The organism is Glaciecola sp. XM2 (genome assembly GCF_018595715.1).
Lineage (GTDB): Bacteria > Pseudomonadota > Gammaproteobacteria > Enterobacterales > Alteromonadaceae > Glaciecola.
In genome coordinates, this window is the sequence record NZ_JAHEOJ010000020.1 from 822,317 (window position 1) to 847,785 (window position 25,469).

A 25,469-nucleotide genomic window follows, 5' to 3' on the forward strand; every position below is an offset into this window, starting at 1 on the left:
TAAAATACCGCTAATGTTATTTGTGAACACGACGATAAATTCATTGTAGGTTAATTTTATAACCTTAGTAGGACTAACGTTCTGCTAGAGACAGAGAGTTCGCGAGTCTCCTTGCGTTTCTGTGTCGTAGTTTATTTAAAACAATCGGAGAATTCCATGTTTAAACGCAATCATATTTATATCGCGTTAGTTGCGACCTCACTATCACTAGGCGCGTCGCACGCTCTCGCACAAGAAACTGTTAGCTCTACTGCTACTATTACAGTGTCTAATGCATTTACTTTACAAGAAGTTGCTCCACTAGACTTCGGCACGGTACGTCTTGCTTACAGCTACGATGGTACAAACGCTTTGTCTCCTGCAGCATCAATTACTGTAAATGCTAACGGTAGCCCAGCGACTATTGTACTCGGAGTGGATGGTACAGGTACATCTGAAGCATCTTTTACTGAAATTTTGCCGGGTAGCCCAGCAGAATATTCTATTACGGGTGCTGCGCCGTTTACGGCAGTTCGAGTAACAGGTTTACCTACTGCTAACTTGACAAACCCAGCTTCGCCTGGCGCAATATTGGCAATGACGGTAACAGCCACAAACTTCGAAATTGTTGGTGGTACTAACCCTGGCGATGTATATGACCAATCAGGCACTTCTAATTTGGTTACTGACGCCACAGGCGCTGTAGGCTTTTTGATGGGTGGAACAATCACAACGCCTACTGCAGATGCTGTTAGCTTTGGTGACGGTGCCTATACAGGGACCTACAGTGTAGTTGTAGATTACTAAAATCCGCATTTAAACGTTTAAATGCGTTTGTACGACGTCATTCAAAAGCCAGCTTAACCGCTGGCTTTTTTACGTCTTATGCCAAGGGCTGCTGCTAAAGCTTAGCAAAATGCTTCTCAACTAAATCAAAATGAGACTGAATCAACTTTTGGGTAATCGCTTGTTGCGGGTTAGTGAATACCTCAGATGTCACACCCTGCTCAATAATCTGTCCTTTGTCTAATACAATTACGCGATCGCTAATGTGGCGCACAATGCCAATGTTGTGAGAAATAAAGACGAAACTCAGTCCGAGCTCTTTTTGTAACTGAAGAATCAAATTGACGGTTTGCGAGCGCACAGATGGGTCAAGTGCGGCAAACGGCTCATCGGCAACGATGATTTTTGGGTCAAGCAACAAGGCTCTTGCTAATGCGATACGCTGCTGCTGACCGTCTGATAGCATATGGCGATAAAAGTAGTAGTGTTCTCTGAGCAACCCCACCTTAACTAAGGTTTCTTCGATTTTTTCTCTTCGGGCAGTTTCGCCTAATTTTGTATTTAGCTTGAGTGTTTGATTGAGCACTGTGCCAATAGATAACGCAGGGTTTAGCGCGTCTGCGCTGTGTTGTAGTATCATTCGGATATCTTGCTTTCTAGCGTTTATCCGTGCCTCTTGAGGCAATGCTACGCTAAAGCGTTGACTATCGTCATTCGCCCCTTTTGCCGGGCTTTCAACTTGCGTTTCGGCATATTCTGCGGGTGCATCTGCATCAGGCATTAATTCAATCTCGCCTTTTTCAATCTGCAGTGCGCCCACTAATGCCTTTGCTAGCATACTTTTACCAGAGCCATTATTGCCAATTAAGGCAATTGTTTCACCTTTGTACATGTCAAAGCTTATAGGACCTAGCGTAAATATTTGCTGCTTACCAAACAGCCCGCGTTTAATAAAATGCCGATACTCTATGTCTCTTACCGATAGTATTTTAGTCATCTGCGCCTAACCCCCGCGATAGTTTGGGTGCACGCTTAGCAATTTTTTCGGGCACGTGAAGCGGAAAGTGGCAGCTATAGGTATGATCTTGTATCGAGCGAGGCGGAGGTACAATGACACATTCTTTGCGCGCATTAGGGCAGCGAGGCCCGAGTCTGCAGCCCGCTGGCAAGTGTTGCAGGGTAGGTATTGTCCCGCCGAGGGCTATCAATGGTGATTTTGTTGGTAGCGATAGTTGAAAGCTAGGCGCACTGTCTAACAATGCTTTGGTGTATGGATGTAAAGGGCGCTTTAAAAGTGATTTCACTTTGCCAGATTCTACGGTTTGCCCGCAATAAAGCACGGTCATGCTGTGCGCAACGCTGGTAATGGCTAATAAGTCGTGACTCACAAACAATATAGCGAGTTTTTTCGTTTTGTTAAGCTTTTCTAGCAAGCGCAGTATTTGTGTTTTTGTTGTGCTTTCCATGCCGCGAGTGGAGTCATCTGCAATCAAAATTTTTGGCTCAGAGGCGAGCGCCATCGCAATCATAATTTTTTGGCTCACATCTATAGGGATCTCATGAGGATAAGCTTTTAGATATTGGTCATGGTCTTTGATGCCAACCCGATGTATCAAGCTAATGGCAATGCGCTTGCGCTGCTTGTTTTGCTGCCAAAACCAACCGCGCTTAATAAGCTCTGGTGGAATACTTTCTTCTAGTTGTTCACCAATAGTGACCGAGGGGTCGAGCGACGAAGTAGGCTCTTGAAAGACCACCGCAATTTCCCGACGCATGATTTGCCTTCTCTGCTCATACGACATATTTAGAAGGTCTTGTCCTTGATAGGTGATTCGGTCGGCCTTGATTGACCAATATTCGGGTATGGCGCCGATGATACACCTCACCGCCAAGCTTTTACCTGACCCAGATTCACCCACCAATGCTCGAATCTCGCCTTCATCAAGCTGCAAGTTCACTTTGTCGAGGGCTTTTACGGTATCGCCGCCAATATCGATGTACAGCGTAAGATTTTTAATATCAAGCAAAGCCATCAGTGATGCAACCTATTGCGAAGTGCCGAGCGCAGTCCTTCGCCTACTATGTTCACGCTGAGTATCATCAAGAAGATACAAAGGCCGGGCAAAATAATGAGCCATGGGGCGACATAGGCGACTTCTAAACCTTGCGATAGTGTTAGTCCTAATTCAATCAGGGGGTCTTGTGCGGCTAAGTTTAAAAAGCCCAGTGCAGAAATGTCTATAATCGCCACCGATAATGCAATGGTCGCCTGCACCACGATTAACTCCACCATGCCCGGCAAAATGGAGTAAATGAATATTCTTGGCGATGAGGCACCGTCGAGTCTGTCGAGCAGCACATAGTCTTTTTGTAACTCGTTGCGAACGAATGTACGAGTTTGATGCACAAATTGCGGGATCAGCGCCAGCGTAATCGCGAGCATCGCGTTGGTTAAACCCGTTCCTAAGATTGCAACGATGATAATGGCAATCAACAAGGTTGGGATAGACATAATCGAGTCGAGTAAATGATTGATAACCGATGAGCGCACGCCACTTAGCACGCCTGCTAACGCACCTAACCCTACGCCAATAAGGACCGACACAGCAACAATCACTAAGCTACTGCCAAACGTAATGCGGCACGCATATAAAAGACGAGAAAATACATCTCGTCCTAAGCCATCTGTCCCCAATAAATGAATCGCAGAGCCGTTAGGCTCCCAAGCAGGGGGTAGCAAAATCGCATTGGTATTTTGTAGGTAGGGGTCAAAGGGTGCAATAATGGGCGCAAGAATAGTGATTACGACAAACAATACGAGCAAAACGAAGCCAGCTAATGCTATATGGCTGCGCCTGAACTCTATCCAAATATTGACCAGAGGCGAGGGATGATATTCTTCTTGATAAAGATTAAACCGCTGCACTTTCGGCTCGCTCACGTGCTGGATTCATCGCACGAGTGATAAATTCTATGGTAATTGTCATGGCCATGACAAACAGTGACACAATCAGCATGCCGATGCGGATAGCGGGATAATCTTGTTGATAAATTGCCTGAATCAACCAGCGTCCAATGCCAGGCCAAGAAAAAATGGTTTCGATGATCATGACATTGGTGATCAAGGTAGAAATCTGTAGCGCTAATATAGGTAATATTGGCAACAACGCGTTTTTTAAACCATGTTTAAAGAAAATTTGGCGCTGCGTAAAGCCGCGTGATTTGGCGGCAATAATATAGCCTTTATCCATCACATCCATAATTGAGCGACGCGTGAAGCGAATAAACAAGGCTGTTGTAACAATCGCAACGGATGCGGTCGGCAAAATCAAATGGTGCAGGGCATCTAGATATGCATCGGGCTTATTAGGAATATCAGAGCGAGCAATGTCTAACAAAATGAAGCCTGTTTCTACGGGTACATCAAACAACAAATCAATACGCCCAGAAATAGGAAGCCATTCGAGCTGAAGACAAAATATTGTGATGAATATCAGCGCCAGCCAAAACACTGGAAATGAATAGCCCACCATCGAAAAAGTCACCACAGAAAAGTCGAAGGGGTTGTGGTTTTTTAAACCACTAATAAAGCCAATTGGAATACCGATAATAATGGAAACTAAAAGCGCGTAGCCAACCAGTTCTAAGGTCGCTGGAAAAGCTAACGACACTTCTTGATAGAGATTAGACTGGTCGTTTGTACTAACGCCCCAATTGCTGTTTAACAGACTTTCAATATAAAAGATAAATTGATGAAAAATAGACTGATCGAGCTTATACACCTGCTCCAACGCAGTTCTTTGATCAGCACTTTGCGCGACGATGCCAGAGATATTCGTGAGTAAATCCCCAGGGAAAAGAAACGGCAGAAAAAAAGACAGCACAATCAAAATGAAAATGGTGACCACCATTAAATTTAGATAGCGTATAAACAATTTCATTGAGCTTGCCGCTCTACAGAGTCAAAGCGGATACCGCCAAATGGATTGATTTGCATGTTCTTGATTTCGCTGCGAAGGGCTTGATATTGAAACGCGTGAGCAATCGGCACTAAGGGCATTTCTTCAAACAATAGTGTATTCGCTTGATGATATATCAACGTGCGAGCATCAAAGTCATCTATAAGTAATGCTTGCTCGACTAATGCATCGTATTGTGGATTACACCACATGGCTCTATTGGTGCCTGAAGGGATAGCATCACAGGTCAGTAGCGGACGATAAAAGTTATCTGGGTCGCCATTATCGGCGTTCCAACCAATGAGTACTGAGTCGTGAAGGCCCATACGTAAGTTTTCACGAAATATATTCCAGTCATAGCTAACGATGTTCACATTTATACCAACATCTGCCAAGTAGCTCTTAATAAGCTGTGCCATTTTCATTGCATTGGGATTGTATGCCCGCTGAACCGGCATCGCCCATACGTTCATGGTGAAATTAAACGGAACGCCCTCTTGGTCAAGCAGTTCTCTGGCGCGCACTGGGTTGTACCCCAACTCTTTCGCATTGGCCTGATATGCCCATGATGCTGAAGGCACTAAGCTTTTTGCTCGAGTCGCTTGGCCTAGGTAAACCGCATCTAACAGGGATGTTTTATCAATGGCTAGCGCTAATGCTCTGCGCACATTGGGGTTATCAAAAGGAGGCTTACTGGTATTAAAGGCCCAAAAGCCTACGTTTAGCCCGGGTTTTTCTAATAAGGTAAGATCTTCTCGCTCTTCAATCACCGCTAAATCACTTTGTGAGGCAAAAGCAACGGCATCACATTCACCCGTAATGAGTTTGGCCATGCGCAAACTGCCTTTGGCGGTGATATCAAATACTAACTGCTGTGGGCCTGTAGTGGGTAAAAAGTAATCTGCATGGCGTTCAAAGCGAATGTGTTGGTTTTGCCTAAACTCTCTAAACTTGTAAGGCCCTGTGCCTATTGGAAACCGGTCTAAATCCGCAGGGCGACCGTCGGCCATCAGTGTAATTGCATATTCTTCAGATAAAATCACCGAAAAGTCGGTGGCTAAATTAGCCAAAAACGAACTATCGGGAATGTACAGGGTGATCTCAACGCGATAACCGTTAATACGTTCTACACTTTTTATCCGCTCACTGAGATTTAGGCTATCGAAATAAGGATAATTGCCGCCGCCTACATCATGGTAAGGGTGAAATGAATTGCGCCACCGGTCGATACTGAATATCACGTCATCAGCGTTAAAAGTGCGTGTTGGGGTAAAATAAGGCGTGGTATGAAACTGCACACCGCGGCGAAGCTGAAATGTGTAAGTTAAACCGTCTTCACTCACTAACCAGCTGCTCGCTAGACCAGGCTCAATAAGTCCATTACTCGGATTAAACTCTAATAAGCGATCGTAAATTTGATGGGCTGAGGCATCGGCTGTGGTGCTTGACGTATCTAGCTGTGGATTGAATGAGCCAGGGTTACTTTCGGAGCAAAAAGTCATAGCATTGATGCTATCAAGAGAAGGTTTTGCGCACGCGAATAATGTTAAGCTGATTAGGCTTAAGCAAAGCCATCTTGCGAACACTAAAGGTGCATGAAACATTATGCTACGTCACCGTTGTCTAACAAATTGTATTTTTTCAAATACCCTCGTAATTGATGATATGTCAATGAGAGCTTTTCTGCAGTCTTTTTCTGATTAAATTGACTCTCTTTTAACGCTTGCTTGATCACTTTTATCTCAAAATCTTGCGAAGCTTGCTTCAAATCTACAGGGAGTGTCACGGCTGAATTTTGCGCGGAAGCACTCGGCGCCAGTGCGCTATTGAGAGAGGCATCGGCATCAATTTGTGAATTAGCTTCACCTTGCGTAACAGCAACATTGTTAGCAGGCTGCGCTGCAGGCGCTTTTGTTCGAGAGGTTGGCCTAAAATTGGATTCAAAAGGGTCGAGCACAATATCGTGTACAGGTAAGTGAGGAGAGTTTCGGTATACCGCGCGCTCCACCACATTTTTTAGCTCTCGAATGTTGCCGGGCCAACTATAATCCATTAACGTTTCTCTGGCGCGTTTACTAAAGCCACTAAAGAGCTCCATTTCAAGTTCACGGGCCATATTGATCGCAAAATGCTCCGCTAGGGTCATAATATCTTCTTTACGCTCACGCAAAGGAGGAATGGTGACAACATCGAAGGCTAAGCGGTCTAATAAATCAGCTCTGAATTCGCCCTGTTCGGCAAGTGTGGGTAAATCTTCATTTGTGGCCGCGATAAGTCTCACGTCTACTTTCACAGTTTTGGTGCCACCGACGCGTTCAAATTCACCATATTCAATAACGCGCAATAGTTTTTCTTGAATCAAGGGAGAGGTATTGGCGAGCTCATCTAAAAATAGGGTGCCTTGGTCAGCGTATTCAAAACGTCCTTCGCGGCGTTTACTCGCGCCTGTAAAAGCGCCTGCCTCATAGCCGAATAGTTCGCTTTCTAATAGATTGTCGTTTAATGCAGCACAATTGAGTTTTACGTAATTCTGCTCCCAGCGCTTAGATAAAAAGTGCAACCTGGCAGCAACTAGCTCTTTACCTGTGCCGCGTTCGCCTATTACTAACACAGGTTTGTTCAACGGGGCTACTTGAGAGATTTGTTCTAATACTTCTAAAAACGAGTTGGCTTCACCGATTAGATTGTCTGACTTGGAAAACATGCTCACGGGCAGTTCCTTAATAGTTAGTCAAAATCACTAAATAATAGTGTACTTTAAAAAAAACCAAATACCCATATTTTTTTAAAAAAAGAAAAAGTGCATTAAAAACATGTAGTTAAAATGTTTACAAAGTTGGCAAGCATATTGTATGGGTGTAAGTAAGTTGAATCGAAATTTTATTTACTTTCCAATAGAAGAGGTAACATACCATGGGTATATTTTCACGTTTTACCGATATTATTAATTCAAACATTAACGCAATTTTAGATAAGGCGGAAGATCCAGAGAAAATGGTTCGTCTTATTATCCAAGAAATGGAAGACACGTTAGTTGAAGTGCGTAGCGCATCAGCAAAAACCATTGCTGCGAAAAAAGACGTTTCGCATCAAATTAACAAGTTAAAAGCGGAGTCAGACGATTGGCAGGCTAAGGCCGAATTAGCGCTTAGCAAAGACAGAGACGACCTAGCAAGAGCGGCGTTACAAGAGAAGGCTAAATCTGGCGAAGCTGCGGCATCGTTAGAGCATGAGTTAGAGTTGATTGAAACCGAGTTAGCTAAGCTACAAAGCGAAACTTCGCAGCTTCAAGAAAAATTAGCAGATGCCAAGAGTCGTCAAAAGACAATTATCATGCGCCAAAACACTGTGAGCTCGCGTTTGCAGGTAAAAAAGCGCTTAGATTCTTCGACCGTAGACAACGCTATGGGACGTTTCGAGCAGTTTGAGCGTAAAATCGACGATTTAGAGTCGCAAGTAGAATCCTACGATGTGGGTAAACGCTCTCTTAAAGATGAATTTGCTGAGTTAGAAACTGATGGCAAAATTGATGATGAATTAGCGGCATTGAAGCAAAAGATGGCCGGGAATAAATCAGCACCTTCGGTTACCGCGGTTGGCACAAAGAAAACGAAAAAAGCCTAACTTTGATTAAAGGCGGGCGAAATCGCATACTAGATGTATGGTAATGCATTCGCCCAACGTTTACGTTATTCAGGAGAACACTAATGGCTGAGATCTTTGTCATCCTAACCGGTACATCATTAATCGTATTTACTATGTTTGTTGCGCCCATTTGGCTGATTTTACACTACCGCAGCAAGAAGCAAGTGAGTCAAGGACTAAGCGAATCAGAAGTTCATACATTACAAAGCCTTGCTGAGAAAGAAGAGCAAATGTCAGAGAGAATTAAAACGCTAGAAGCGATTTTAGATTCTGAGGCACCAAATTGGAGGGAGAGAGCATGAACACCAAACGTTCTCTGTATCGAGACCCTAAACAAGGCAAAATTGCAGGTGTATGCGCTGGGTTAGCTACCTACTTTAATATCGAAGTTTGGCTTGTTCGCATCATTGTATTATCCGCATTCTTACTTGCAGCTGGTCCATTTATATTTGTCTTGTACATTGCAGGTTGGTTGATTTTAGACAAGAAGCCAGAGCATTTATATGATGAAGAAAGTACGCTTAACAGCACGAAAAGCAACGCTCATACATTTACGGGTAAGGGCTATAAAAATGCAAACAACGGTGATGAGAAAGTATGTGTAAAAGCGAAGGTTTGGCAAGCGGGCATGCCACCTAAGCAAGCATTTTTAAACATACAGCAGCGCTTTATTCGTAGTGAAAACCGTCTACGTAAAATAGAAAGTTATGTCACCTCTAAAGAGTTTCAGCTTAACCGAGAATTAAATCGTCTCTAGCAGAGCATACAAAGGCTATAACCCCTGTGTCGAATAACAACGCAGGGGTTTTTTGTATATCGCTTACTATATGATTTACATAAATATTTTAAAATCACACCATCTATTACGTAAACCAAAGAATACAAAAACATCTGTTCATACCAGTTTGATGAGATTCTATTTGCTCACAAAAAAACAACATTTTTATTACTATGTCGGCCTTTCGAGTCAGCCATAAAGATGAGTATGTCAAAAAGCACGAAGTACGTTTCTAGAGAAATCAGCAAAGACGGAATGATTGCATGGAGTAGCGAAGAAAACGACCGCTGGGCGAGGTTATATGATCGCCAAATGAAGTTGTTAAATGGCCGTGCATGCGACGAATATATGCAGGGTATTGAGCTTCTTAAAATGCCTGCTGATCGCATTCCACAACTACCTGATATTGATAAAGTTCTCAACGAAACCACCGGGTGGACGACCGCAGCGGTGCCAGCACTGATTAACTTTACGGAATTTTTTACGTTGTTGGCCAATAAGCGTTTTCCAGTGGCAACGTTTATGCGCAGTGAAGAAGAGTTTGACTATTTACAAGAGCCCGATGTGTTTCATGAAATATTTGGGCATTGTCCGTTGCTGACAAACCCAGCATTTGCACACTTTACCCATACCTATGGAAAATTAGGCCTTGCGGCAAATAAAGAAGATAGAGCATTTTTAGCTCGACTGTATTGGTTTACCGTAGAGTTTGGATTGGTGCAAACAGAAGAAGGTTTGAGAATATATGGCGGTGGTATTTTATCATCCCCAGGTGAAACGCTCTTTTCGCTCGAAAATGAAAAGCCTGAGCGTAACCCTCTGGTGCCAATTGACGTTTTGAGAACACCATATCGTATCGACATAATGCAGCCAATCTATTATGTGCTTGAGAATTTCAATCAGTTATTTGAATTGGCGGAGATGGACATCATGGCGCTGGTAGAGGAAGCAAAAGCGCAAGGACTATTCGAACCTAAGTTCCCGCCGAAGCTAAAACAAGCCAGTTAATAAAACGTTCACAAACATTACAAAAATGTCACCCTAGAGCCGGTTTCTAGGGTGATCTAGCTCTACTACTACCCGTATTCATACCTATACAAGTACACTTTCATTTACAGCAAAGGCGTAAAGCCTCGCGAGGGTATTGGAAATTATGCGTTTAGAAATAAACTGCGAAGACCGGCTTGGCATTACGCAAGATGTCATAGAAATTCTCAGTGATTATCATATAGATCTGCGCGGCATTGAGATTAATGCCATGGGTAAAATTTTCTTGGATTTTCCAACCATCGAATTTACCGATTTTCAGGTGCTCATGCAAAAGTTGCGTAGAGTGAATGGTATCACTGATGTCAAAACAACCCCGTTCATGCCCATCCAACGAGAGCGTAATCAGCTTCGAGCGCTTCTACAAACACTCCCAGACCCTGTTGTATCGATAGACACGCAAGGTAAAATCATACTGTTTAACGATGCGGTTATCAGAGGCTTAGAGCTTAGCGCCGAAGAAGTATTGCAGACGCACATTGATGACGTGATAACTGGGTTTAATTTTACCAAATGGCTTGAGGGAAGGGAAATATACCCACAAACTCAGCGTGTTAAGTTCTTGGAGCAAGACTACATCGCCGACTTATTACCCGTTGATGTGCCTGACTCTGACAAAACCATCTTAGCTGGTGCCGTGGTAATGCTAAAATCAGAAGTTAGGTTAGGCCAGCAAATTTCAGTATTTCACAGGGCTTCTAGCAATAGTTTTAGTTCGTTTGATGCCAATTCCAGCGCTATGAAAAAGGTAATACGTGAAGCAAAGCGTATGTCTGAGTTGGATGGCAACATTTTGATCACAGGCGAGACAGGCACCGGCAAAGAGCAGATCGCTAAGGCCTGCCATGATAATAGCAGGCGCAGTGAGGGCGAGTTTGTGAGTTTAAATTGCGCATCTATTCCTGATGATGTTGCAGAGACCGAACTCTTTGGTTATGCCCCAGGCGCGTTCACAAACGCCGAAGGAAAGGCAGGCCTGTTTGAGCAAGCGGCCGGTGGAACCATTTTATTTGACGAAGTCAGTGAAATGTCGCCACAGCTACAAGCAAAACTGCTGCGTGTTTTAGAGTATGGCACCTACCATCAGGTGGGTGACAGTCGCGTGAAGTCCATCGATTGTCGCATTATATGCACCACATGCCGCGATTTGGCTGATTGTGTTGATGATGGCACGTTTAGAGAAGACTTATATTATAGATTGAATGTGCTTTCTCTTGTGGTTCCCTCATTAAGAGAGCGGAAGGCCGATATACTGCCGTTGACCAACAGAATCTTGTTGCAACACAGTAAAAAGCTTGGGATCCAAATTCCTAAGCTGAGCAAGTCATGTGTGGAATATTTACAGGGCTATCCATGGCCGGGGAATATCAGGCAGCTCAAAAACGCGCTGTACAGAGCCATATCTTTGATGGACGGCAACGAGATCACGAAAGACGCTATACAAGTACCGTCATGCAGTGCAACCGTGACTTACATTGATGAAAACTTTGATGGAACCCTCGAGCAAGAGGTGAAGAAGTTTGAACGAGACATGCTTAAACGCTTGTATCCATCTTATCCAAGTACACGTCAGCTCGCTAAAAAATTAGGCTTGAGCCATACTGCTATTGCGAATAAACTGCGCGAATATGGCATAAATAAGAGCACTGTTAAATATTAACAGTCAAATACGAGGGCGATTATGAGCCTTAAACTTTATGGATATTGGCGCTCATCTGCCAGTTATCGTGTGCGTATTGCGCTTAATCTTAAGCAGTTAGAATACACCTATATTCCAGTGCATCTGGTAAACGGCGGTGGCGAGCAAAACAGTGATGATTATCAACGTTTAAACCCGAGCAAGCTGGTGCCGACCTTAGTGGATGATGACGCTGATATTACCCTAAATCAATCGATGGCGATTATTGAATATCTTGATGAAAAATTCCCAGACATATCACCATTAATGCCAAAACATGCACAAGATCGTGCGCGAGTGAGATCGCTGTCACAAGATATCGCTTGCGATACGCAGCCGTTGGTCAACCTGCGCGTCTTGCAGCAACTCAAGTCTGAATATGGGGCGTCTGAGGAGCAAGTTAGAAAATGGGTACAGCATTGGGCAAACCGCACCTTTGCGGCACTGTCTAAAAAGCTTGAAACCAGAGCAGGAAAGTTCTCATATGGATATCAGGTAACGCTGATTGATTTGTGCTTAGTGCCACAAGTGTATAGCGCCATTCGTTTCGGTGTCGATATGCAAGAATTCCCACTTATCGATAAGATCTACAAAAATTGTTTAGCGCTCGAAGCTTTCGCTCAGGCGGCCCCTGAAGTGCAAATAGATGCTGCGCCATAAGCTCTGGTGGATATACCAGTGCTAGGCGCAGTAAATGTTATAGCGGTAAAGCCGTGGTTATTTTTACCTGTTTGAGCGCAAATGTAGAGCTGAGATGGTCAACAAGCGGAAGGCTGGTGAGTTTGGTTTTAAGTAGCATCTCATATTCTTCGATGCTTCTTACAATGACTTTTAGCAAATAGTCTTTGTCACCACTGGTAGTATGACACTCTATAATTTCTTCAATATCCTGAACTGCGGTTTCAAATTTTGTTAGAGAATCGCCATCGTGGTTTTTCAATGTGACGTAGATAAAAACCGATACACCCAGATTGAGTTTTTTCGCATCTAGCAGCGTCACTTTTTGTTTGATGATGCCGTCGGCTTCCATTCTTTTAACACGCCGCCAACAAGGTGTATGCGATAGTCCCACATATTGAGAGAGCTCGGCCATAGAGACGGTCGCATCTTTTTGCATTACCCTTAAAATTTCACGGTCAAATTTATCTAGTTTCATATTACGCTTATATATGTTGTCCATGCTGTGTCGCTTTTATGCAAAGTTTAACAAGCTTGTTCATGAAAACATGAATTTTTTATTTAGTCTCATATTATAGGATGGATATCCTATAAAGTGGAAACAATAAAAATATAATTTTAGCATTTAATTCTTCTCACCTGTGTTTATTGCAATACATGTCCTCCGTCATCTCAAGTAACATGAGACAATAATAAAATCTTAATGCATAAAAGGTAGTGCCATGTCCTTGTTTGAACACGCTGATTTTGACCAACACGAACAAGTTTCATTTTTTCACGATAAAGAGTCCGGCCTAAAAGCGATCATCGCAGTACATAACACCAAACTTGGCGCCAGTTTAGGGGGCTGCAGAATGTGGCCTTATGCTAGCTCCCAAGAGGCCTTAACCGATGTATTGAGACTGTCCAGTGGCATGACATATAAAGCGGCACTTGCAGGTCTTCCGCAAGGGGGCGGTAAAGCGGTTATTATTGGTAATCCACGCAGTGATAAAACCCAGCAATTGATGTATGCGATGGGTAAAGCAGTAGATACTTTTAAAGGTCAATACGTGATTGCCGAAGACTCCGGCATCAGCGTGCAAGATCTACAGTTTATGGCGACACAAAGTCATCATGTTGCAGGAACATCCGCAAAGTTCGCTTACGATGGTAGTCCGGCTGACGGCAATCCTGCGCCCTCTACCGCCTACGGCGTATTTATGGGTCTTAAAGCAGCTGTAGAGCATGCAACGGGCAGCGACCTAAACGGTAAAACGGTCGCAATCCAGGGGGTTGGGCATGTTGGATTGCGATTGGCGCGGCATTTGAAAAATGCCGGTGCGAATCTGATTGTGGCAGATATATTCGCTGAGGGCTTAGAGATAGCAAAGAATGAGCTAGGCGCGACGGTCGTCGATCCCAATGACATTCATGCAGTCGATGCTGATGTTTTTGCGCCATGTGCAATGGGCGGGGCTATTAATAACGCCAGCTTGTCACAAATAAAAGCAAAGATTATTGCGGGTGCGGCGAACAATCAGCTGGCCACACCAGAGATGGACGTGTTGCTTAAGCAAAGAGGCATAACGTATGTGCCGGATTATCTGATTAATGCTGGCGGTATCATTGATATTTTTCATCAACGCAATGACAGTACAGCCGAAAAAATGCGCGCACAACTTGAGCAGATTGGTCAGACTGTGAAACTCATTTTGGGTCGCGCACAAGCGGAAGATTTACCGACGGGTCAAGTCGCTAACCAAATTGCAGAAGAAAAATTTCGCGCTTAACGAGGTTGGAGGCTTGCAAGCGATTGGCTAAATCGTCATAATGCGCACCTCGTTTTAAAGGGGTATTACCTTTGAAGCGATTACTGCGGTGAACCCTGGTTCTCCCGCAATGATAACTTGGGAATCCGGTCAGGCCTGGAAGGGAGCAGCCGTACTAAGGGACTCATGTGCCGGGAAGTGGCTGGGGTTTGCCACCATCACTTTTAGTTTGTCTTGTCTTTTACAAAATGCGTTTGCAAATACTCGCTAGCAGACTGTATTGCTTTGACTATATTCATTTCCATCTGTTGGCGTTCACTGCCAGGTAAATAAAATGCCATATCCACTTCGTGACGAATGTATCTCGGCGGAAGTTGGTTAAGTACTAAGCAGGTTAAGTCAGCTAAATAGTCTGGGTCACTGTTTGTTTTTTCGATCTCCATCGCATCGAGCTTTTCCAGAACCAACTGTTCATAATAGTTATGAATATCATTGTCTAATTTCAAAATGTGACTCCTGCTCTTGTTGGGAAATGTAACTGTTGTTTAGATTATCGACCAATTCACCCGATGCTTGAACGAATCTCTGCCTGCAAAGCTACTAATTTAGCGTTATCAGCATCTCATAAATATCGTCTTTATAGGGCATTTTCGCCAATATTTTTTTGCCGTTTAGAAACTGATAAAAGTTATATAACAAGCACATATGTCATTTTTGTTACACGGTAAGTACGAATTGCTTCATTTCATTGGGCTTAAAAATTTCTAAACCACGTTAAAATAATGTCAAATTAAACTACCGGATAGCGTTCGGTGTTCTTGACTTTTATGTAACATCCTGTGACTATTTGCGCATTACCCTGTGTTAAACGGGTAACATAACGAATAACAATAAGTGCAATGGCTCAATGTCATTTGTAGCATTTTAATGAATATTAAACGGTTGGGAATATGTCCAAAATGAGCAAGAGAACTCAAATAGCTGCTTGTATGATGGGTGCGTTAGCGCTGTCAGCAACCAGTATTGCATTCGCAGGCCCGCTTGAAGAAATACAGAATGAAGAACGTAAAATTCAAGTCGCAGCTGCTAAATCACAAGAAAAAATTAACGGTTTGTTTGAACAGTCGCAAGAGTTGTTGATTGAATATCGTGCGGTGGTTGACCAGACTGAAAACTTAAAGGTTTACAATGACTATCTTGCTGGTCTTGTATCTGACCAACAGCGTGTAATTGATTCATTGCAACGCCAAATAGACTCAATCGACGAAACTAAGCAAAATATCGTGCCGTTAATGTACCGCATGATTGACAGCCTTGAGCAGTTTATTCGCTTAGATGTTCCAATCAATTTGCAAGAGCGTCTTGCTCGAGTAGACAGACTTCGCGATCTAATGACGCGCTCTGATGTTACCGTTTCTGAGCAGTTCCGCTTAGTCATTGATGCTTATTCAATTGAAAACCAATACGGTCGTACTATTCAATCTTACGATGGCACTATCGATGTTGGTGGTACACAAGTCTCTGTAGATTTCTTTAACTTAGGTCGTACTGCATTGCTGGCACTGACGTTGGACCAATCCACGGCATATGCTTGGGATAACGAAGCGCGCCAGTGGGAAGAACTTGGTGGTGAGTACCTAGATTCTACTATTACAGCAGTAAGAATGGCACAAGGTCTTGTTCCAGAAGATCTTATTAAACTACCTATCAGAGCAGCGGAGTAAGGGTTAATGAAAACAACAATAAAAGCACTTATCGCTACAGCATCAATAGCTTTGGTATCTGGTTTAGCGTCAGCGCAAACACCGGCTACTCTTGACCAACTGCTGGAGCAAGTAAAAAGAGATCGTATTTCAGAACAACGCATAAACGAAGCGCGCGAGCGTGAGTTTATGGATGAGCGTGCTGACAAGCAGGCTTTGCTTCGTGCTGCTGAAGCGGCATTAAGAGCGGAAGAGCAGCGAGGCGATCGTCTTGCAGCGCAGTTCGCAGCAAATGAACAAACTTTAAGTGACAAAGAAATCGAGCTAGAACAAGCTACCGGAACATTGGGTGAAATGTTCGGTGTTGTGCGTCAGGCATCTGCCGATGCGTACGGTGTGATTTCTACCTCAATCGTAAGCGCACAATTCCCAGGTCGCGAAGCGTTTCTTGCCGAAATGGCAAATGATGCTAAAGGACTTCCAAACATTCGTGAGCTTGAAGAATTATGGTTAGCGCTTCAAACCGAAATGACAGAGTCTGGTAAAATCGCTCGTTTTACTACCGAAGTAGTGGACTTAAACGGCGGTGCGACTACTCAAGAAGTTGTGCGTATAGGAACGTTCAACCTAGTGGGTGAGCAAGGTTACCTAACGTTCAATGACCAAGACGGTCGTGTACAACCTTTAGGGCGTCAGCCAGAAGGCTTCCAGGTATCTAGTACCCAAGATTTGATTGGCGCGAGCAGCGGAATCGTCGCTACTTTCGTTGACCCATCACGTGGCGCAATACTTGAGCTATTCAAACAAAAAGCAACGTTAAGTGAGCGTTATCATGCAGGTGGTATCGTAGGTTACATCATTACTGTAATGCTGATTATCGGCTTACTTATTGGCCTATGGAAAATCGTATCGCTTACCGCTGTTGGTTCTAAAATGAAGAGTCAGTTGAATAACATCGACAATCCTTCAAACAAAAACCCTCTCGGGCGTATCCTTACGGTTTATCAAGCTAACAAGACGGTTGACTCAGAAAGCTTAGAGCTTAAGCTCGACGAAGCAATCTTGAAAGAGTTGCCGCGCATTGAAGCTGGTATCAACATCATCAAGATTTTTGCAGCGATAGCTCCATTACTTGGTCTACTTGGTACGGTACTTGGTATGATTGCAACCTTCCAACAAATCACATTGTTCGGTACAGGTGACCCACGCATCATGGCAGGTTCTATTTCAATGGCACTTGTAACGACAGCTCAAGGTATTATCGCGGCATTACCGCTTATCCTTATGCACAGCGTTGTTGCAGGAAGAAGTAAGTCTATCGTACACATTCTTGATGAGCAGACTGCTGGTATCATTGCTCAGCATGCAGAATCTTCTAAAGGCTCTGCGAATTCAGGGAGTATGTAATTATGTTATACCTGATTGGATTATGGGAATCTGTCAGGGAATTCATTGCTACCGGTGGCGACGTTTTATACTTCGTCGCTGCCGCGCTCTTCATGATGTGGGTATTAATGATAGAGCGGTATTGGTATTTAACGTCGGTCTTTCCAACCGTAAGAAAGCAAATTATATCTGATTGGGAAGCTCGCTCTGACACTACCTCTTGGTACGCACACAGAATTCGCGATGCATGGATTTCTCAGGCGACAGATGCACTACAAGCAAGACTGTTAATAATTAGAACTTTAGTTGCTATGTGTCCTCTAATAGGATTATTGGGAACCGTTACTGGGATGATTGGGGTGTTTGAAACCATGTCTACTCAAGGAACAGGTAACCCACGTTTGATGGCAGCAGGCATATCTATGGCAACTATTCCAACTATGGCTGGAATGGTAGCGGCGCTTTCAGGTTTATTCTTTAGCTCACGTATTGAAGCTAAAGCAAAAATGCTGAAAGAGTCACTTGTTGATAGCATGCCACATCATTAATAGAGGTTGTTATGGGACGTAAAGTAAGAGAACCAGATGAAGATGCAGCGATTGATATGACGCCGATGCTAGACATCGTGTTTATCATGCTGATTTTCTTTATCGTGACGACTGTATTTGTTAAGCAGGCAGGTATCGAGGTTAATAAGCCTGATGGTACGACCGCTGTGCAGTACAAAAATGCAAATATATTCATAGCGATTACAGAAGATGGTGACGTATGGATGGATCGCAGAGAAATTTCTGCAGATGCCGTTCGCGCAAATCTTGAAAAATTGTTGCTTGAACAACCTACTGATGTGGTGTTCATCCAAGCAGACCTTAAAGCGAAGCACGGACTTGTGGTTGAAGTGATGGACCAGGTTAAGGCAGCAGGTATTGATCGTGTTGCTGTAGCAGTGAGAGGCGAATAACATGGTAAGATTTCTAATATCCATTTTACTAGGCGCAGCGGTTGCATTTACGTTGTTCGTAGTGATGGCTAAGTTAGTTGAAAATACAGGTGAGCCTGGCGAAAAGCCACCACCGCCGCCGATTATTGATATTGTGATGAACGAGCCCGATGAAGAAGCAAATACTCGTGTTCGCACACCACCACCTCCTCCGCCACCGCCGCAAGAGCCACCAAAAATCGAAATGGTTGAGCCTGATGCAGCGGATGCTGATACAGATGGTTTCAGTCTTAGTATTCCAAGTGTTGATACAGGCGGTGTAGGCGTTAGCATTGGTGGTATTGGTGGAATGATGCGCGATGGTGATGCGACCCCAATTGTTCGTATCGATCCAAAATATCCGCCGGAAGCAGCCAGAGACGGTAAAGAAGGTTGGGTGCTTTTGTCATTTACAATTAACGAAGTTGGTGGTGTTGAAGACGTTGAAGTATTAGACGCTGACCCCCGTCGTATCTTTGACAGAGAAGCGAAGCGTGCACTACGTAAGTGGAAATATCGTCCGAAGGTTGTTGACGGAGTTGCTGAAAAACAACCAGGTCTTCAAGTACGTCTAGACTTTACGTTAGCAGGAGATTAATTATGAAATCGTTAAAAATTACTCTCAAAGGCTCTCTTTTAGTGTGTTCGACGCTTGCACTTTGTGCCGCTGCGTCAAATGCTTTTGCGAGGCAGTCGGCCCCTATTATCTGTGACGGATATGAAGCGCCAAAAACCAAGCTGTTAGGCGAGAGAACCGGCCGAAGTCTGCAAGCTGCGCTAGAAGCTTATAATGAGGACCGTATTCCTGAATCTGTAGAGATTTTAAAGGAAATGAACCCTCGAGAGCCGTTTGATAAGGCATCTGTTGATCGGTTCTTAGGCCAAATATTGGTATCTATGGACGGTGATAATTTTGCTGAAGCTGGAAAGTTACTTGCAAGTGCAGCAAATAGCGGTGTGTTAAACGATCGAGACCAAGCGGATTTGTTGAAACTTAACGGTGATTTGTCTCTGCAAGAAGAGGACTATGAAGCAGCGATTGATTGGTATGATCGTTGGATGGAATTTACTTGTAAGAGCGACGCTAGTACGTATACCAAAATAGCTAAGGCTTACACTGAATTAAAAGCATTTGATGACGTGTTAGTGGCTGCTGATAAAGCGATTGCTTTGCAAGAGAAACCAGATAAAAATCCCTATGCTTTGAAGGTTAACGCGTTGCATGAACAGAAGAACTATGTGGGCGCGGTTGGCGTTGCTGAGATTCTGGTAGAGTTGTTTCCAGAAGAAAAGCAATGGTGGACACAGCTTGGTTTCTTTTACATGCTGATAGAAGACTATGAAAAAGCGTTAGCGACCTTCTCGGTGGCTTACAAACAGGGTTTCTTAACGAAAAAATCTGAGTACAAAGCGCTTATACAATTGTATGCATCTAATGAAATTCCACATAAGTCTGCAGAACTTCATCAGAAATATATGGAAGCTGGGATGGTTGAAAATGACGCTGGCGCATTAGCGACGCTTGCCAACACTCTCCATCAGGCGAAAGAGTTTAAAGAGGCTGCAGATTTTTACGGTAAAGCGGGTGCTATGGATAACGACCCTGAAAACTACCGTAAGCGAGGGGCATTGCTTCTTACTGCAGAAGATTATAAAGGTGCGGTTACTGCTCTTAACAAAGCATTAGAGTTAGGAACGCAAGACGAGTCGAAAGTACATTTCTCGTTGATGGAAGCGCATTTTTATAACAATGACTTCCGCCAAGCAAATGTGCATGCCGAAGAAGCAAGAAAGGACCCAACGCTCAGAAGAAATGCGAACGCATGGATTCCTTACATCAAAGAAAAAGCGAAAAACAGAGGCATTAACCTCTAGGTTATAACTTTGTATTAAAAAGCCTGCTCAATGCAGGCTTTTTTGTTTGTGAATACAACTTAGTCCGCTACGACTTTAGATAGAAACTGCTTAATAAGTGCGATGTTTTCGCTTTTTTGCACACTGGATAGATGCGGCCGATGAAGTCTCTCTATCAACTCTAATAGCTCTTCAGACTTGATTGTTCGCGCCAGTGCAAAAGCGCTACTTTTTATCATCGCAAATGAACTGTTCCCACAGACAAAGTCCTGACATTTCTGTAAGACGAAGGATTTTTGCGCTGCGGATGCAGTTGCGCTCACATTATGTTTGATACTTTCAGGGACAAGTGCGAAGACCTCTGGTTGGTATGCTGAAAAGTACCTTATATCAATGGCAAGCGCGGCATTTCCTCTGTCGCGTATCGCGTTAAACTGATGTGAGTCGCGATGAATATAATGACCTGTAATCGTCCCGCTACTGGTATCGACTCGATGGCCAAGCTTGATCAGAACATAGCCATTTTTGCACCAAAACGCGTGGAGTTCATTCGTCATGCCAAAGCTTGTGGTAAAACCGTCGATGCCTAATGGCGCTAAATGGGTGTGCAGTGCTTGCAACATCGTGCTGCCAAGGCCTGTTCGTTGTGCGTCAGCATGGATCGCAATACGATGAATACGGCAGAGACGTAACAAGCAGATGGATGCGTCGTTGAGTCCTTGAGCAAGTGCTTGGCTACTCATATGTCCTTGTACTCGCCTAAGACCTTTTGAAATTGATTGGCGTAACTCACTCGATTCAAAGGTCTGACTACCGCCTTCTCTAATGGTGCATATCACACCGGCTATCTCGTCAAGGTCGTTACGATAAATCCATATTGTATGGTCTGTGGCATCAAGCATACGCTGAATATCGTTTGCATTAGATTGGTAGTGAGCGTCTATAAGTAAGCCAAAACACTTGGCGTAGAGTTGTTGATTGTTTACTAACTCCGTCTTATCTACGCGAATCAATGAAAACGGTCTGCTACTCGAAATGCTGTGTTTAGTTAGGGTAGGGCAAAGAAATTGGTCAACCAAGGTTTCTAGTGGGTCATCAGCTAGCCAGCGAAACGGCGCGGTAAGGGTAAAGTATTGTGAGACCTGTTGTTGTTTGGGTAACCATTTTAATACAAGCCCTTGGCCACTACCTTCGTATCCATCGATGGTACCCGCTAATACTATATGACGCGCATGCACGCTTATTTTGTCTAGTAATAAAGGAGATATTGAAGCCATTTCATCGACCAGGAGGATATCTGCTTTAGCGGCTTTGGTGTATTGATCTGGCGGTATAAATTGAGGCAGCTTATCTATGGCTTGCTGACCTTGAAGAGCTTCGTAATATTTAAAAAATGCAGCGCTTTGCGATTTGCTCGGTGCACAAACCATGACGTTTTTCCAGCCCGCGAGATATGCATCAACCGCTAGTGTCGCTAACAAAGTTGTTTTGCCGCGTCCTCGCTTTGCGCCGATGACTTGAAGGCTTTCATCCTCCTCCCAGCGCTTTATAATCTGCGTTCTAATGCGTTGCTGTCCTTTACTTAGTGCAGGGGTGTCAGCGGTTGTTGTGCTTTTGTATGGCTGTTCAGCATTTACTGGTGTTTTCTGTTTAGCATCAGGAGGTAAGATAAAATAACTTGGTGACCACCAAGCAGCGGCGTCGCTTTGTTCAAAAGCATACGTGAGTATGGTCGCGAAATAGCTGTGCTGGTGATTATCTGCAAAACTATATTTGATGCCCATGTGTTTCGCATAATATCCAGGCCACTTTTCTTTGCTGGGTGTGTTTAAAACTAACAATCCACCTCGCTCAATAAGACCCGCCGCTGCATAAATATCATTGGCAATAAAACCCTTTGAACAGTCAATCATCACCACTTGAAAGTGCTGACTTAATAGTGGTTTTAAAGTGGTATGTGATGTTTTAAAAAGGCTTGTGTGTGACGTTTTATTGCTAATCAATAAGGTGTTTGAGTATTGCTCATGTATTGTTGCTATAATTGCATCAAGCCAGTCGTCAGCTTCGGTCAATATCAAGACATGTCTATGACCGAGGCGCTGCATGCGGTCTTTCAGCCATCGTTGAAGTGCTGTAAGGGACAAAACGTCGGTCATGTGTTGACTATGCTACCGTTTAATTTGATGCAATAAGTTTACTACGATAAAGGAATTAACATGCGATTTTTATCTCGCCGTTTAGTGATGCCACAAGATCTCAACTATGCAAACTCATTATTTGGTGGCAGAGCCTTAGAATGGATTGATGAAGAAGCTGCCATTTACGCCATTTGCCAACTAGAGACAAACTGCCTAGTAACCAAACATATAGGCGAAATAAGCTTTGAGTCACCTGCCACCATGGGTGATATTGTAGAATTTGGCCTCGCCACCAAGAATGTTGGTAGAACGTCAATCACAGTAAGTTGTTTGGTGCGCAATAAAGCATCGAAGAAAACCATTTGCTTTGCGGATGACATTGTTTTTGTGGCGTTAGATCCTGCAACGAGGCAACCGGTTCCACACGGTAAAACGCCTGAAATCCTAGCTCAGCAAACCGAAGATGAGTTAAAAAACCTAAACCTGTAAATCTGCTTGTCAGATTGATTGACAATCCCAATCGCCTTGCTATCATGCGCAGGGTGTTGGCCCTGCCACACATATCGCCAAGGGGTGCAAGCGTTAGCCTTGCTGAGATTCTAGTGAAAACCCTTATTTACCTGATCCGGTTAGTACCGGCGTAGGAATGGTTGACGAACTCTACCTTTTACCTGCCGTAATACCGGATCTTTTCAAACTGAGAAGATCCAAATATGAAACCTAATATCACATCATCAAAACCCTATTACAGTCTATCCTTAGCGGTTAGTTTCTGCTTGAGTATGCCTGTTGTTGCAAACGCTCAAGAAACCGAAGATTTACAGAGCATTGAACGAATAGAAGTAACGGCGGATTTGTCACAGCGAGATCTGTACGAGCTACCTGGAAGTAATTTAGTGCTCTCTGCGACCGATTATGAGTTTAGAGAAGCAAGACATTTGCAAGATATCGCGGGGCTCATGCCAAACGTCAACTTTACCGCAGGTTCAAGTCGTGGAAAGTTTCTACAAATCCGTGGAATAGGGGAGCGTAGCCAATTTTCCGAACCGATTAACCCCTCTATAGGACTATTTGTTGACGACATTGATATCTCCGGCATTGGTAGTTTAGCCACGCTCTACGACTTGCGTCAGGTAGAAGTGTTATCTGGGCCGCAATCGGTAGCAGCGGGCACCAATAGCTTAGGCGGTGTTATTAGGCTAGTGAGCCAATCTCCATCAAATGATACGCAGGGACGCTTTACGGCCAGTGTTGGTCAATATGGCGCGTTACAGCTCGGTGGCGCTTATTCACAAGCCTTAACAGAATCACTCAGCGCTAGGGCAAGCATTCAAACGAACCGCGAGGATGGCTTTGTTTATAATGCGTTTCTCGATGCAGATGATGTCAATAACATTGACGAAACCACCGCTACCCTCTCTGTGCAAAACGACTTCAATGACCGCCAACGTCTAGGGTTGAACTTATACTATTTTGATATCGACAATGGGTATGACGCGTTTTCACTCGATAACGATAACGTGACCCAGTCTGATGAGCCAGGCTTTGACAGAACAGAAGCACTCGCTGCTAGCATAAAGTATGAGCATCAACTAGATAGTGCCAACGCAGAGTTTATTGTTACGCACTTGGATACTAAGCTAGATTACGGTTATGACGAGGATTGGACATTTCCTGAATTCGACCCGCTCACTTATTCGTCATTCGATCGCTACAAAAGAGACGTAGAGCGCCAATCTCTTACCGCCAGAATTAGCAGTGCAAATACAGCCAGTGGACAGTGGTTGCTCGGTGCTACCTACTTGGACGGTGATGAGGCCTTGACGCGCCAATATACGTTTCTTGAACAAGATTTTACCAGCCAATACAGCCCGAGTTCCCTTGCGCTTTACGGCCAATACTTACTAGCACTATCCCCCAAAACAAACCTTACCTTTGCCTCTAGGATTGAGAAGTTCGAGGCCGATTACACAGACTCAGAGGCTTTTGTTGAAAACCTCAGCGATACACTGGTTGCCGGCTCCATAAGCATCGATTATCAATGGCGCGATGCTTTATGGTATGCAAGCGTGTCACGCGGTTATAAGGCTGGCGGATTCAATTTTGACCAAAGATTGGGTGGCGAAGATAGAATCTTTGCGCCTGAATATAATTGGAATCTTGAAGCCGGCATTAAAGGCGAAGTCGGGGAGCAATTCGGACGTTATCAATTTACTGTTTTTTATATGCGCAGAGAAGATGCCCAAGTAAGCGATTTTGCAATATTTGAAAATGAGTTGGATAACGGCACGATAGTCACCTCTTTTGCCGACGCTATTCGCAATACCGATACCGGCACCAATCAGGGGATTGAGCTAACAACAAACTGGACGATGAGCAAGCAATGGCAGATTGATGCAAACCTTGGGTACTTAGATGCTACCTTTGGTAACTATACTCGCCTAGACGGTAGCTTTGTACCAGAACAGGACCAAGCGCAAGCCCCTAGCTTCACTGTTTATTTAGCATCGCAATACAATATTAGCGATAACTGGCTGTGGAGTATCGATGCTGACGCAAAAGACGGCTATCGTTTTTCAGATGGTCACAATGAACGTGCACCATTTACCCTTGTGCTCAACACAAGCGTGACTTGGCAACAGTCTGAGCACCTAGTTCGTTTATGGGTGAAAAATTTAGCCGACCGAGACGTTTTTACACGCGGCTTTGGTGACTTTAGTAATGATCCTAGAGACGGCTACGCCTTCGCTGAACCTTACTTTCAATTTGGGCAGGAACGTCAACTTGGCGTTACCTATGAGTATCAATTCTAGTTGAGGAAGCACTATGCAGCTTGTAGTAGAAATATCGTTATACCCATTGGCTGATAAATACATCGCGCCCATCCAGGATTTTATTGACCGTCTTAATACTCATGCGGGTCTTAGGGTAAAAACCTGTGAAACAAGTACGATTGTTGCTGGGGATTATGCTCAGGTGATGGGGGTGTTGCATCAGGAAATGCAGCGCACTCATCAGCAGGTAGGCCAAGCTATATTTGTATGTAAGTTTTTAAATGGCACCAACATGGAAATTGCGTGATAAGCTTTGCACCTAAAGCAGTGGGTA

26 protein-coding genes, 1 other RNA gene and 1 riboswitch are annotated in these 25,469 nt (G+C 44.0%); of the genes, 18 read left to right on the plus strand and 9 right to left on the minus strand.

The features are described from left to right. Positions 1-156: 156 nt before the first annotated feature. Positions 157-786, plus strand: coding sequence for a hypothetical protein (locus tag KJ365_RS08215; RefSeq protein ID WP_214451127.1), 630 nt, complete (start codon positions 157-159; stop codon positions 784-786). A gap of 94 nt (positions 787-880) precedes the next feature. Here the strand turns inward: KJ365_RS08215 and KJ365_RS08220 are convergent, their stop codons facing one another. Genes KJ365_RS08220 through pspF form a run of 6 tightly spaced genes read right to left on the minus strand, consistent with a single transcriptional unit; the run spans position 881 to position 7,428 of the window. Then, positions 881-1,762 carry an ATP-binding cassette domain-containing protein gene (locus KJ365_RS08220; RefSeq protein ID WP_214451128.1) on the minus strand — a complete coding sequence of 294 codons (882 nt, stop codon included), beginning with the start codon at positions 1,760-1,762 and terminating at the stop codon, positions 881-883. Then, positions 1,755-2,798: an oligopeptide/dipeptide ABC transporter ATP-binding protein gene (locus KJ365_RS08225; protein WP_214451129.1), complete on the minus strand. Its 1,044-nt coding sequence runs from the start codon at positions 2,796-2,798 to the stop codon at positions 1,755-1,757. The genes KJ365_RS08220 and KJ365_RS08225 overlap by 8 nt, the downstream gene beginning before the upstream one ends. Continuing rightward, positions 2,798-3,691 carry an ABC transporter permease subunit gene (locus tag KJ365_RS08230; RefSeq protein WP_214451330.1) on the minus strand — a complete coding sequence of 298 codons (894 nt, stop codon included), beginning with the start codon at positions 3,689-3,691 and terminating at the stop codon, positions 2,798-2,800. The genes KJ365_RS08225 and KJ365_RS08230 overlap by 1 nt, the downstream gene beginning before the upstream one ends. After that, a complete protein-coding gene (locus KJ365_RS08235) occupies positions 3,678-4,706 on the minus strand; it encodes an ABC transporter permease (RefSeq protein ID WP_250884076.1) in 1,029 nt (342 codons plus the stop codon). Before KJ365_RS08235 ends, KJ365_RS08230 begins: the two co-directional genes overlap by 14 nt. Next, positions 4,703-6,328, minus strand: coding sequence for an ABC transporter substrate-binding protein (locus KJ365_RS08240; protein ID WP_214451130.1), 1,626 nt, complete (start codon positions 6,326-6,328; stop codon positions 4,703-4,705). The genes KJ365_RS08235 and KJ365_RS08240 overlap by 4 nt, the downstream gene beginning before the upstream one ends. Continuing rightward, complete coding sequence (gene pspF, locus KJ365_RS08245; RefSeq protein WP_250884126.1) at positions 6,328-7,428, minus strand: phage shock protein operon transcriptional activator; 1,101 nt, start codon at positions 7,426-7,428, stop codon at positions 6,328-6,330. Before pspF ends, KJ365_RS08240 begins: the two co-directional genes overlap by 1 nt. Before the next feature lie 209 nt (positions 7,429-7,637). Here pspF and pspA point away from each other — a divergent pair, with 209 nt between their 5' ends. The 6 genes from pspA (at position 7,638) to maiA (ending at position 12,532) form a co-directional block, all read left to right on the plus strand. Next, positions 7,638-8,348: a phage shock protein PspA gene (gene pspA / locus KJ365_RS08250; protein WP_214451132.1), complete on the plus strand. Its 711-nt coding sequence runs from the start codon at positions 7,638-7,640 to the stop codon at positions 8,346-8,348. An 83-nt stretch (positions 8,349-8,431) separates the two neighbouring features. Next, positions 8,432-8,671, plus strand: a complete 240-nt coding sequence (gene pspB / locus KJ365_RS08255) for an envelope stress response membrane protein PspB (RefSeq protein ID WP_214451133.1) — start codon at positions 8,432-8,434, stop codon at positions 8,669-8,671. Next, positions 8,668-9,126, plus strand: a complete 459-nt coding sequence (gene pspC, locus KJ365_RS08260; RefSeq protein ID WP_214451134.1) for an envelope stress response membrane protein PspC — start codon at positions 8,668-8,670, stop codon at positions 9,124-9,126. Before pspB ends, pspC begins: the two co-directional genes overlap by 4 nt. A 228-nt stretch (positions 9,127-9,354) precedes the next feature. Further along, positions 9,355-10,155, plus strand: coding sequence for a phenylalanine 4-monooxygenase (phhA, locus tag KJ365_RS08265; protein ID WP_214451135.1), 801 nt, complete (start codon positions 9,355-9,357; stop codon positions 10,153-10,155). 145 nt (positions 10,156-10,300) lie between these two features. After that, a complete protein-coding gene (gene tyrR / locus KJ365_RS08270) occupies positions 10,301-11,854 on the plus strand; it encodes a transcriptional regulator TyrR (RefSeq protein WP_214451136.1) in 1,554 nt (517 codons plus the stop codon). Between the two features lie 21 nt (positions 11,855-11,875). Continuing rightward, on the plus strand, positions 11,876-12,532 hold the full coding sequence (maiA, locus tag KJ365_RS08275) for a maleylacetoacetate isomerase (protein WP_214451137.1): 657 nt from the start codon (positions 11,876-11,878) through the stop codon (positions 12,530-12,532). Positions 12,533-12,569: 37 nt separating this feature from the next. Here maiA and KJ365_RS08280 read toward each other — a convergent pair whose 3' ends face one another. Next, positions 12,570-13,028 (minus strand): Lrp/AsnC family transcriptional regulator, encoded by a 459-nt coding sequence (locus KJ365_RS08280; RefSeq protein WP_214451138.1) that lies wholly within the window; start codon positions 13,026-13,028, stop codon positions 12,570-12,572. A gap of 244 nt (positions 13,029-13,272) precedes the next feature. On the opposite strand from KJ365_RS08280, the gene KJ365_RS08285 reads away from it, so the two are divergent. Beyond that, the gene (locus tag KJ365_RS08285) at positions 13,273-14,322 is read left to right on the plus strand and encodes a Glu/Leu/Phe/Val dehydrogenase dimerization domain-containing protein (protein ID WP_214451139.1); all 1,050 of its coding nucleotides are present in this window, start codon (positions 13,273-13,275) and stop codon (positions 14,320-14,322) included. Positions 14,323-14,415: 93 nt separating this feature from the next. After that, an RNA gene (gene ffs / locus KJ365_RS08290) (signal recognition particle sRNA small type) lies at positions 14,416-14,512 on the plus strand. A gap of 13 nt (positions 14,513-14,525) precedes the next feature. Here ffs and KJ365_RS08295 read toward each other — a convergent pair. After that, the gene (locus tag KJ365_RS08295) at positions 14,526-14,807 is read right to left on the minus strand and encodes a late competence development ComFB family protein (protein WP_214451140.1); all 282 of its coding nucleotides are present in this window, start codon (positions 14,805-14,807) and stop codon (positions 14,526-14,528) included. Positions 14,808-15,260: 453 nt separating this feature from the next. On the opposite strand from KJ365_RS08295, the gene KJ365_RS08300 reads away from it, so the two are divergent. The 6 genes from KJ365_RS08300 to KJ365_RS08325 are packed head-to-tail and all read left to right on the plus strand — an operon-like array spanning position 15,261 to position 20,244. After that, positions 15,261-16,025, plus strand: coding sequence for a DUF3450 domain-containing protein (locus tag KJ365_RS08300; RefSeq protein WP_214451141.1), 765 nt, complete (start codon positions 15,261-15,263; stop codon positions 16,023-16,025). 6 nt (positions 16,026-16,031) lie between these two features. Then, positions 16,032-17,411, plus strand: a complete 1,380-nt coding sequence (locus KJ365_RS08305) for a MotA/TolQ/ExbB proton channel family protein (RefSeq protein ID WP_214451142.1) — start codon at positions 16,032-16,034, stop codon at positions 17,409-17,411. Positions 17,412-17,413: 2 nt separating this feature from the next. Then, complete coding sequence (locus KJ365_RS08310; protein WP_214451143.1) at positions 17,414-17,938, plus strand: MotA/TolQ/ExbB proton channel family protein; 525 nt, start codon at positions 17,414-17,416, stop codon at positions 17,936-17,938. Positions 17,939-17,949: 11 nt separating this feature from the next. After that, positions 17,950-18,351, plus strand: coding sequence for an ExbD/TolR family protein (locus KJ365_RS08315; protein ID WP_214451144.1), 402 nt, complete (start codon positions 17,950-17,952; stop codon positions 18,349-18,351). Between the two features lies 1 nt (position 18,352). Next, a complete protein-coding gene (locus tag KJ365_RS08320) occupies positions 18,353-18,967 on the plus strand; it encodes an energy transducer TonB (RefSeq protein ID WP_214451145.1) in 615 nt (204 codons plus the stop codon). Between the two features lie 2 nt (positions 18,968-18,969). Next, complete coding sequence (locus tag KJ365_RS08325; RefSeq protein ID WP_214451146.1) at positions 18,970-20,244, plus strand: tetratricopeptide repeat protein; 1,275 nt, start codon at positions 18,970-18,972, stop codon at positions 20,242-20,244. 59 nt (positions 20,245-20,303) lie between these two features. On the opposite strand, the gene KJ365_RS08330 is transcribed toward KJ365_RS08325, so the two are convergent. Further along, a complete protein-coding gene (locus KJ365_RS08330) occupies positions 20,304-22,379 on the minus strand; it encodes a tRNA(Met) cytidine acetyltransferase TmcA domain-containing protein (RefSeq protein WP_214451147.1) in 2,076 nt (691 codons plus the stop codon). 60 nt (positions 22,380-22,439) lie between these two features. Here KJ365_RS08330 and KJ365_RS08335 point away from each other — a divergent pair, with 60 nt between their 5' ends. The 3 genes from KJ365_RS08335 (at position 22,440) to KJ365_RS08345 (ending at position 25,442) form a co-directional block, all read left to right on the plus strand. Beyond that, positions 22,440-22,850, plus strand: coding sequence for an acyl-CoA thioesterase (locus KJ365_RS08335; RefSeq protein ID WP_214451148.1), 411 nt, complete (start codon positions 22,440-22,442; stop codon positions 22,848-22,850). 70 nt (positions 22,851-22,920) lie between these two features. Next, a riboswitch (TPP riboswitch) is annotated at positions 22,921-23,025 on the plus strand. A gap of 49 nt (positions 23,026-23,074) precedes the next feature. Beyond that, positions 23,075-25,174, plus strand: a complete 2,100-nt coding sequence (locus KJ365_RS08340; protein ID WP_214451149.1) for a TonB-dependent receptor — start codon at positions 23,075-23,077, stop codon at positions 25,172-25,174. 13 nt (positions 25,175-25,187) lie between these two features. After that, a complete protein-coding gene (locus KJ365_RS08345) occupies positions 25,188-25,442 on the plus strand; it encodes a YkoF family thiamine/hydroxymethylpyrimidine-binding protein (RefSeq protein WP_214451150.1) in 255 nt (84 codons plus the stop codon). Positions 25,443-25,469 lie beyond the last annotated feature (27 nt).

Coding starts and splice junctions, on each gene's coding strand:
- KJ365_RS08215 (WP_214451127.1), top strand. CDS start 157: ATGTTTAAACGCAATCATATTTATATCGCGTTAGTTGCGACCTCACTA.
- KJ365_RS08220 (WP_214451128.1), bottom strand. CDS start 1,762: ATGACTAAAATACTATCGGTAAGAGACATAGAGTATCGGCATTTTATT.
- KJ365_RS08225 (WP_214451129.1), bottom strand. CDS start 2,798: ATGGCTTTGCTTGATATTAAAAATCTTACGCTGTACATCGATATTGGC.
- KJ365_RS08235 (WP_250884076.1), bottom strand. CDS start 4,706: ATGAAATTGTTTATACGCTATCTAAATTTAATGGTGGTCACCATTTTC.
- KJ365_RS08240 (WP_214451130.1), bottom strand. CDS start 6,328: ATGTTTCATGCACCTTTAGTGTTCGCAAGATGGCTTTGCTTAAGCCTA.
- pspF (WP_250884126.1), bottom strand. CDS start 7,428: ATGTTTTCCAAGTCAGACAATCTAATCGGTGAAGCCAACTCGTTTTTA.
- pspA (WP_214451132.1), top strand. CDS start 7,638: ATGGGTATATTTTCACGTTTTACCGATATTATTAATTCAAACATTAAC.
- pspB (WP_214451133.1), top strand. CDS start 8,432: ATGGCTGAGATCTTTGTCATCCTAACCGGTACATCATTAATCGTATTT.
- pspC (WP_214451134.1), top strand. CDS start 8,668: ATGAACACCAAACGTTCTCTGTATCGAGACCCTAAACAAGGCAAAATT.
- phhA (WP_214451135.1), top strand. CDS start 9,355: ATGTCAAAAAGCACGAAGTACGTTTCTAGAGAAATCAGCAAAGACGGA.
- tyrR (WP_214451136.1), top strand. CDS start 10,301: ATGCGTTTAGAAATAAACTGCGAAGACCGGCTTGGCATTACGCAAGAT.
- maiA (WP_214451137.1), top strand. CDS start 11,876: ATGAGCCTTAAACTTTATGGATATTGGCGCTCATCTGCCAGTTATCGT.
- KJ365_RS08280 (WP_214451138.1), bottom strand. CDS start 13,028: ATGAAACTAGATAAATTTGACCGTGAAATTTTAAGGGTAATGCAAAAA.
- KJ365_RS08285 (WP_214451139.1), top strand. CDS start 13,273: ATGTCCTTGTTTGAACACGCTGATTTTGACCAACACGAACAAGTTTCA.
- KJ365_RS08300 (WP_214451141.1), top strand. CDS start 15,261: ATGAGCAAGAGAACTCAAATAGCTGCTTGTATGATGGGTGCGTTAGCG.
- KJ365_RS08305 (WP_214451142.1), top strand. CDS start 16,032: ATGAAAACAACAATAAAAGCACTTATCGCTACAGCATCAATAGCTTTG.
- KJ365_RS08310 (WP_214451143.1), top strand. CDS start 17,414: ATGTTATACCTGATTGGATTATGGGAATCTGTCAGGGAATTCATTGCT.
- KJ365_RS08315 (WP_214451144.1), top strand. CDS start 17,950: ATGGGACGTAAAGTAAGAGAACCAGATGAAGATGCAGCGATTGATATG.
- KJ365_RS08320 (WP_214451145.1), top strand. CDS start 18,353: ATGGTAAGATTTCTAATATCCATTTTACTAGGCGCAGCGGTTGCATTT.
- KJ365_RS08325 (WP_214451146.1), top strand. CDS start 18,970: ATGAAATCGTTAAAAATTACTCTCAAAGGCTCTCTTTTAGTGTGTTCG.
- KJ365_RS08330 (WP_214451147.1), bottom strand. CDS start 22,379: ATGACCGACGTTTTGTCCCTTACAGCACTTCAACGATGGCTGAAAGAC.
- KJ365_RS08335 (WP_214451148.1), top strand. CDS start 22,440: ATGCGATTTTTATCTCGCCGTTTAGTGATGCCACAAGATCTCAACTAT.
- KJ365_RS08340 (WP_214451149.1), top strand. CDS start 23,075: ATGAAACCTAATATCACATCATCAAAACCCTATTACAGTCTATCCTTA.
- KJ365_RS08345 (WP_214451150.1), top strand. CDS start 25,188: ATGCAGCTTGTAGTAGAAATATCGTTATACCCATTGGCTGATAAATAC.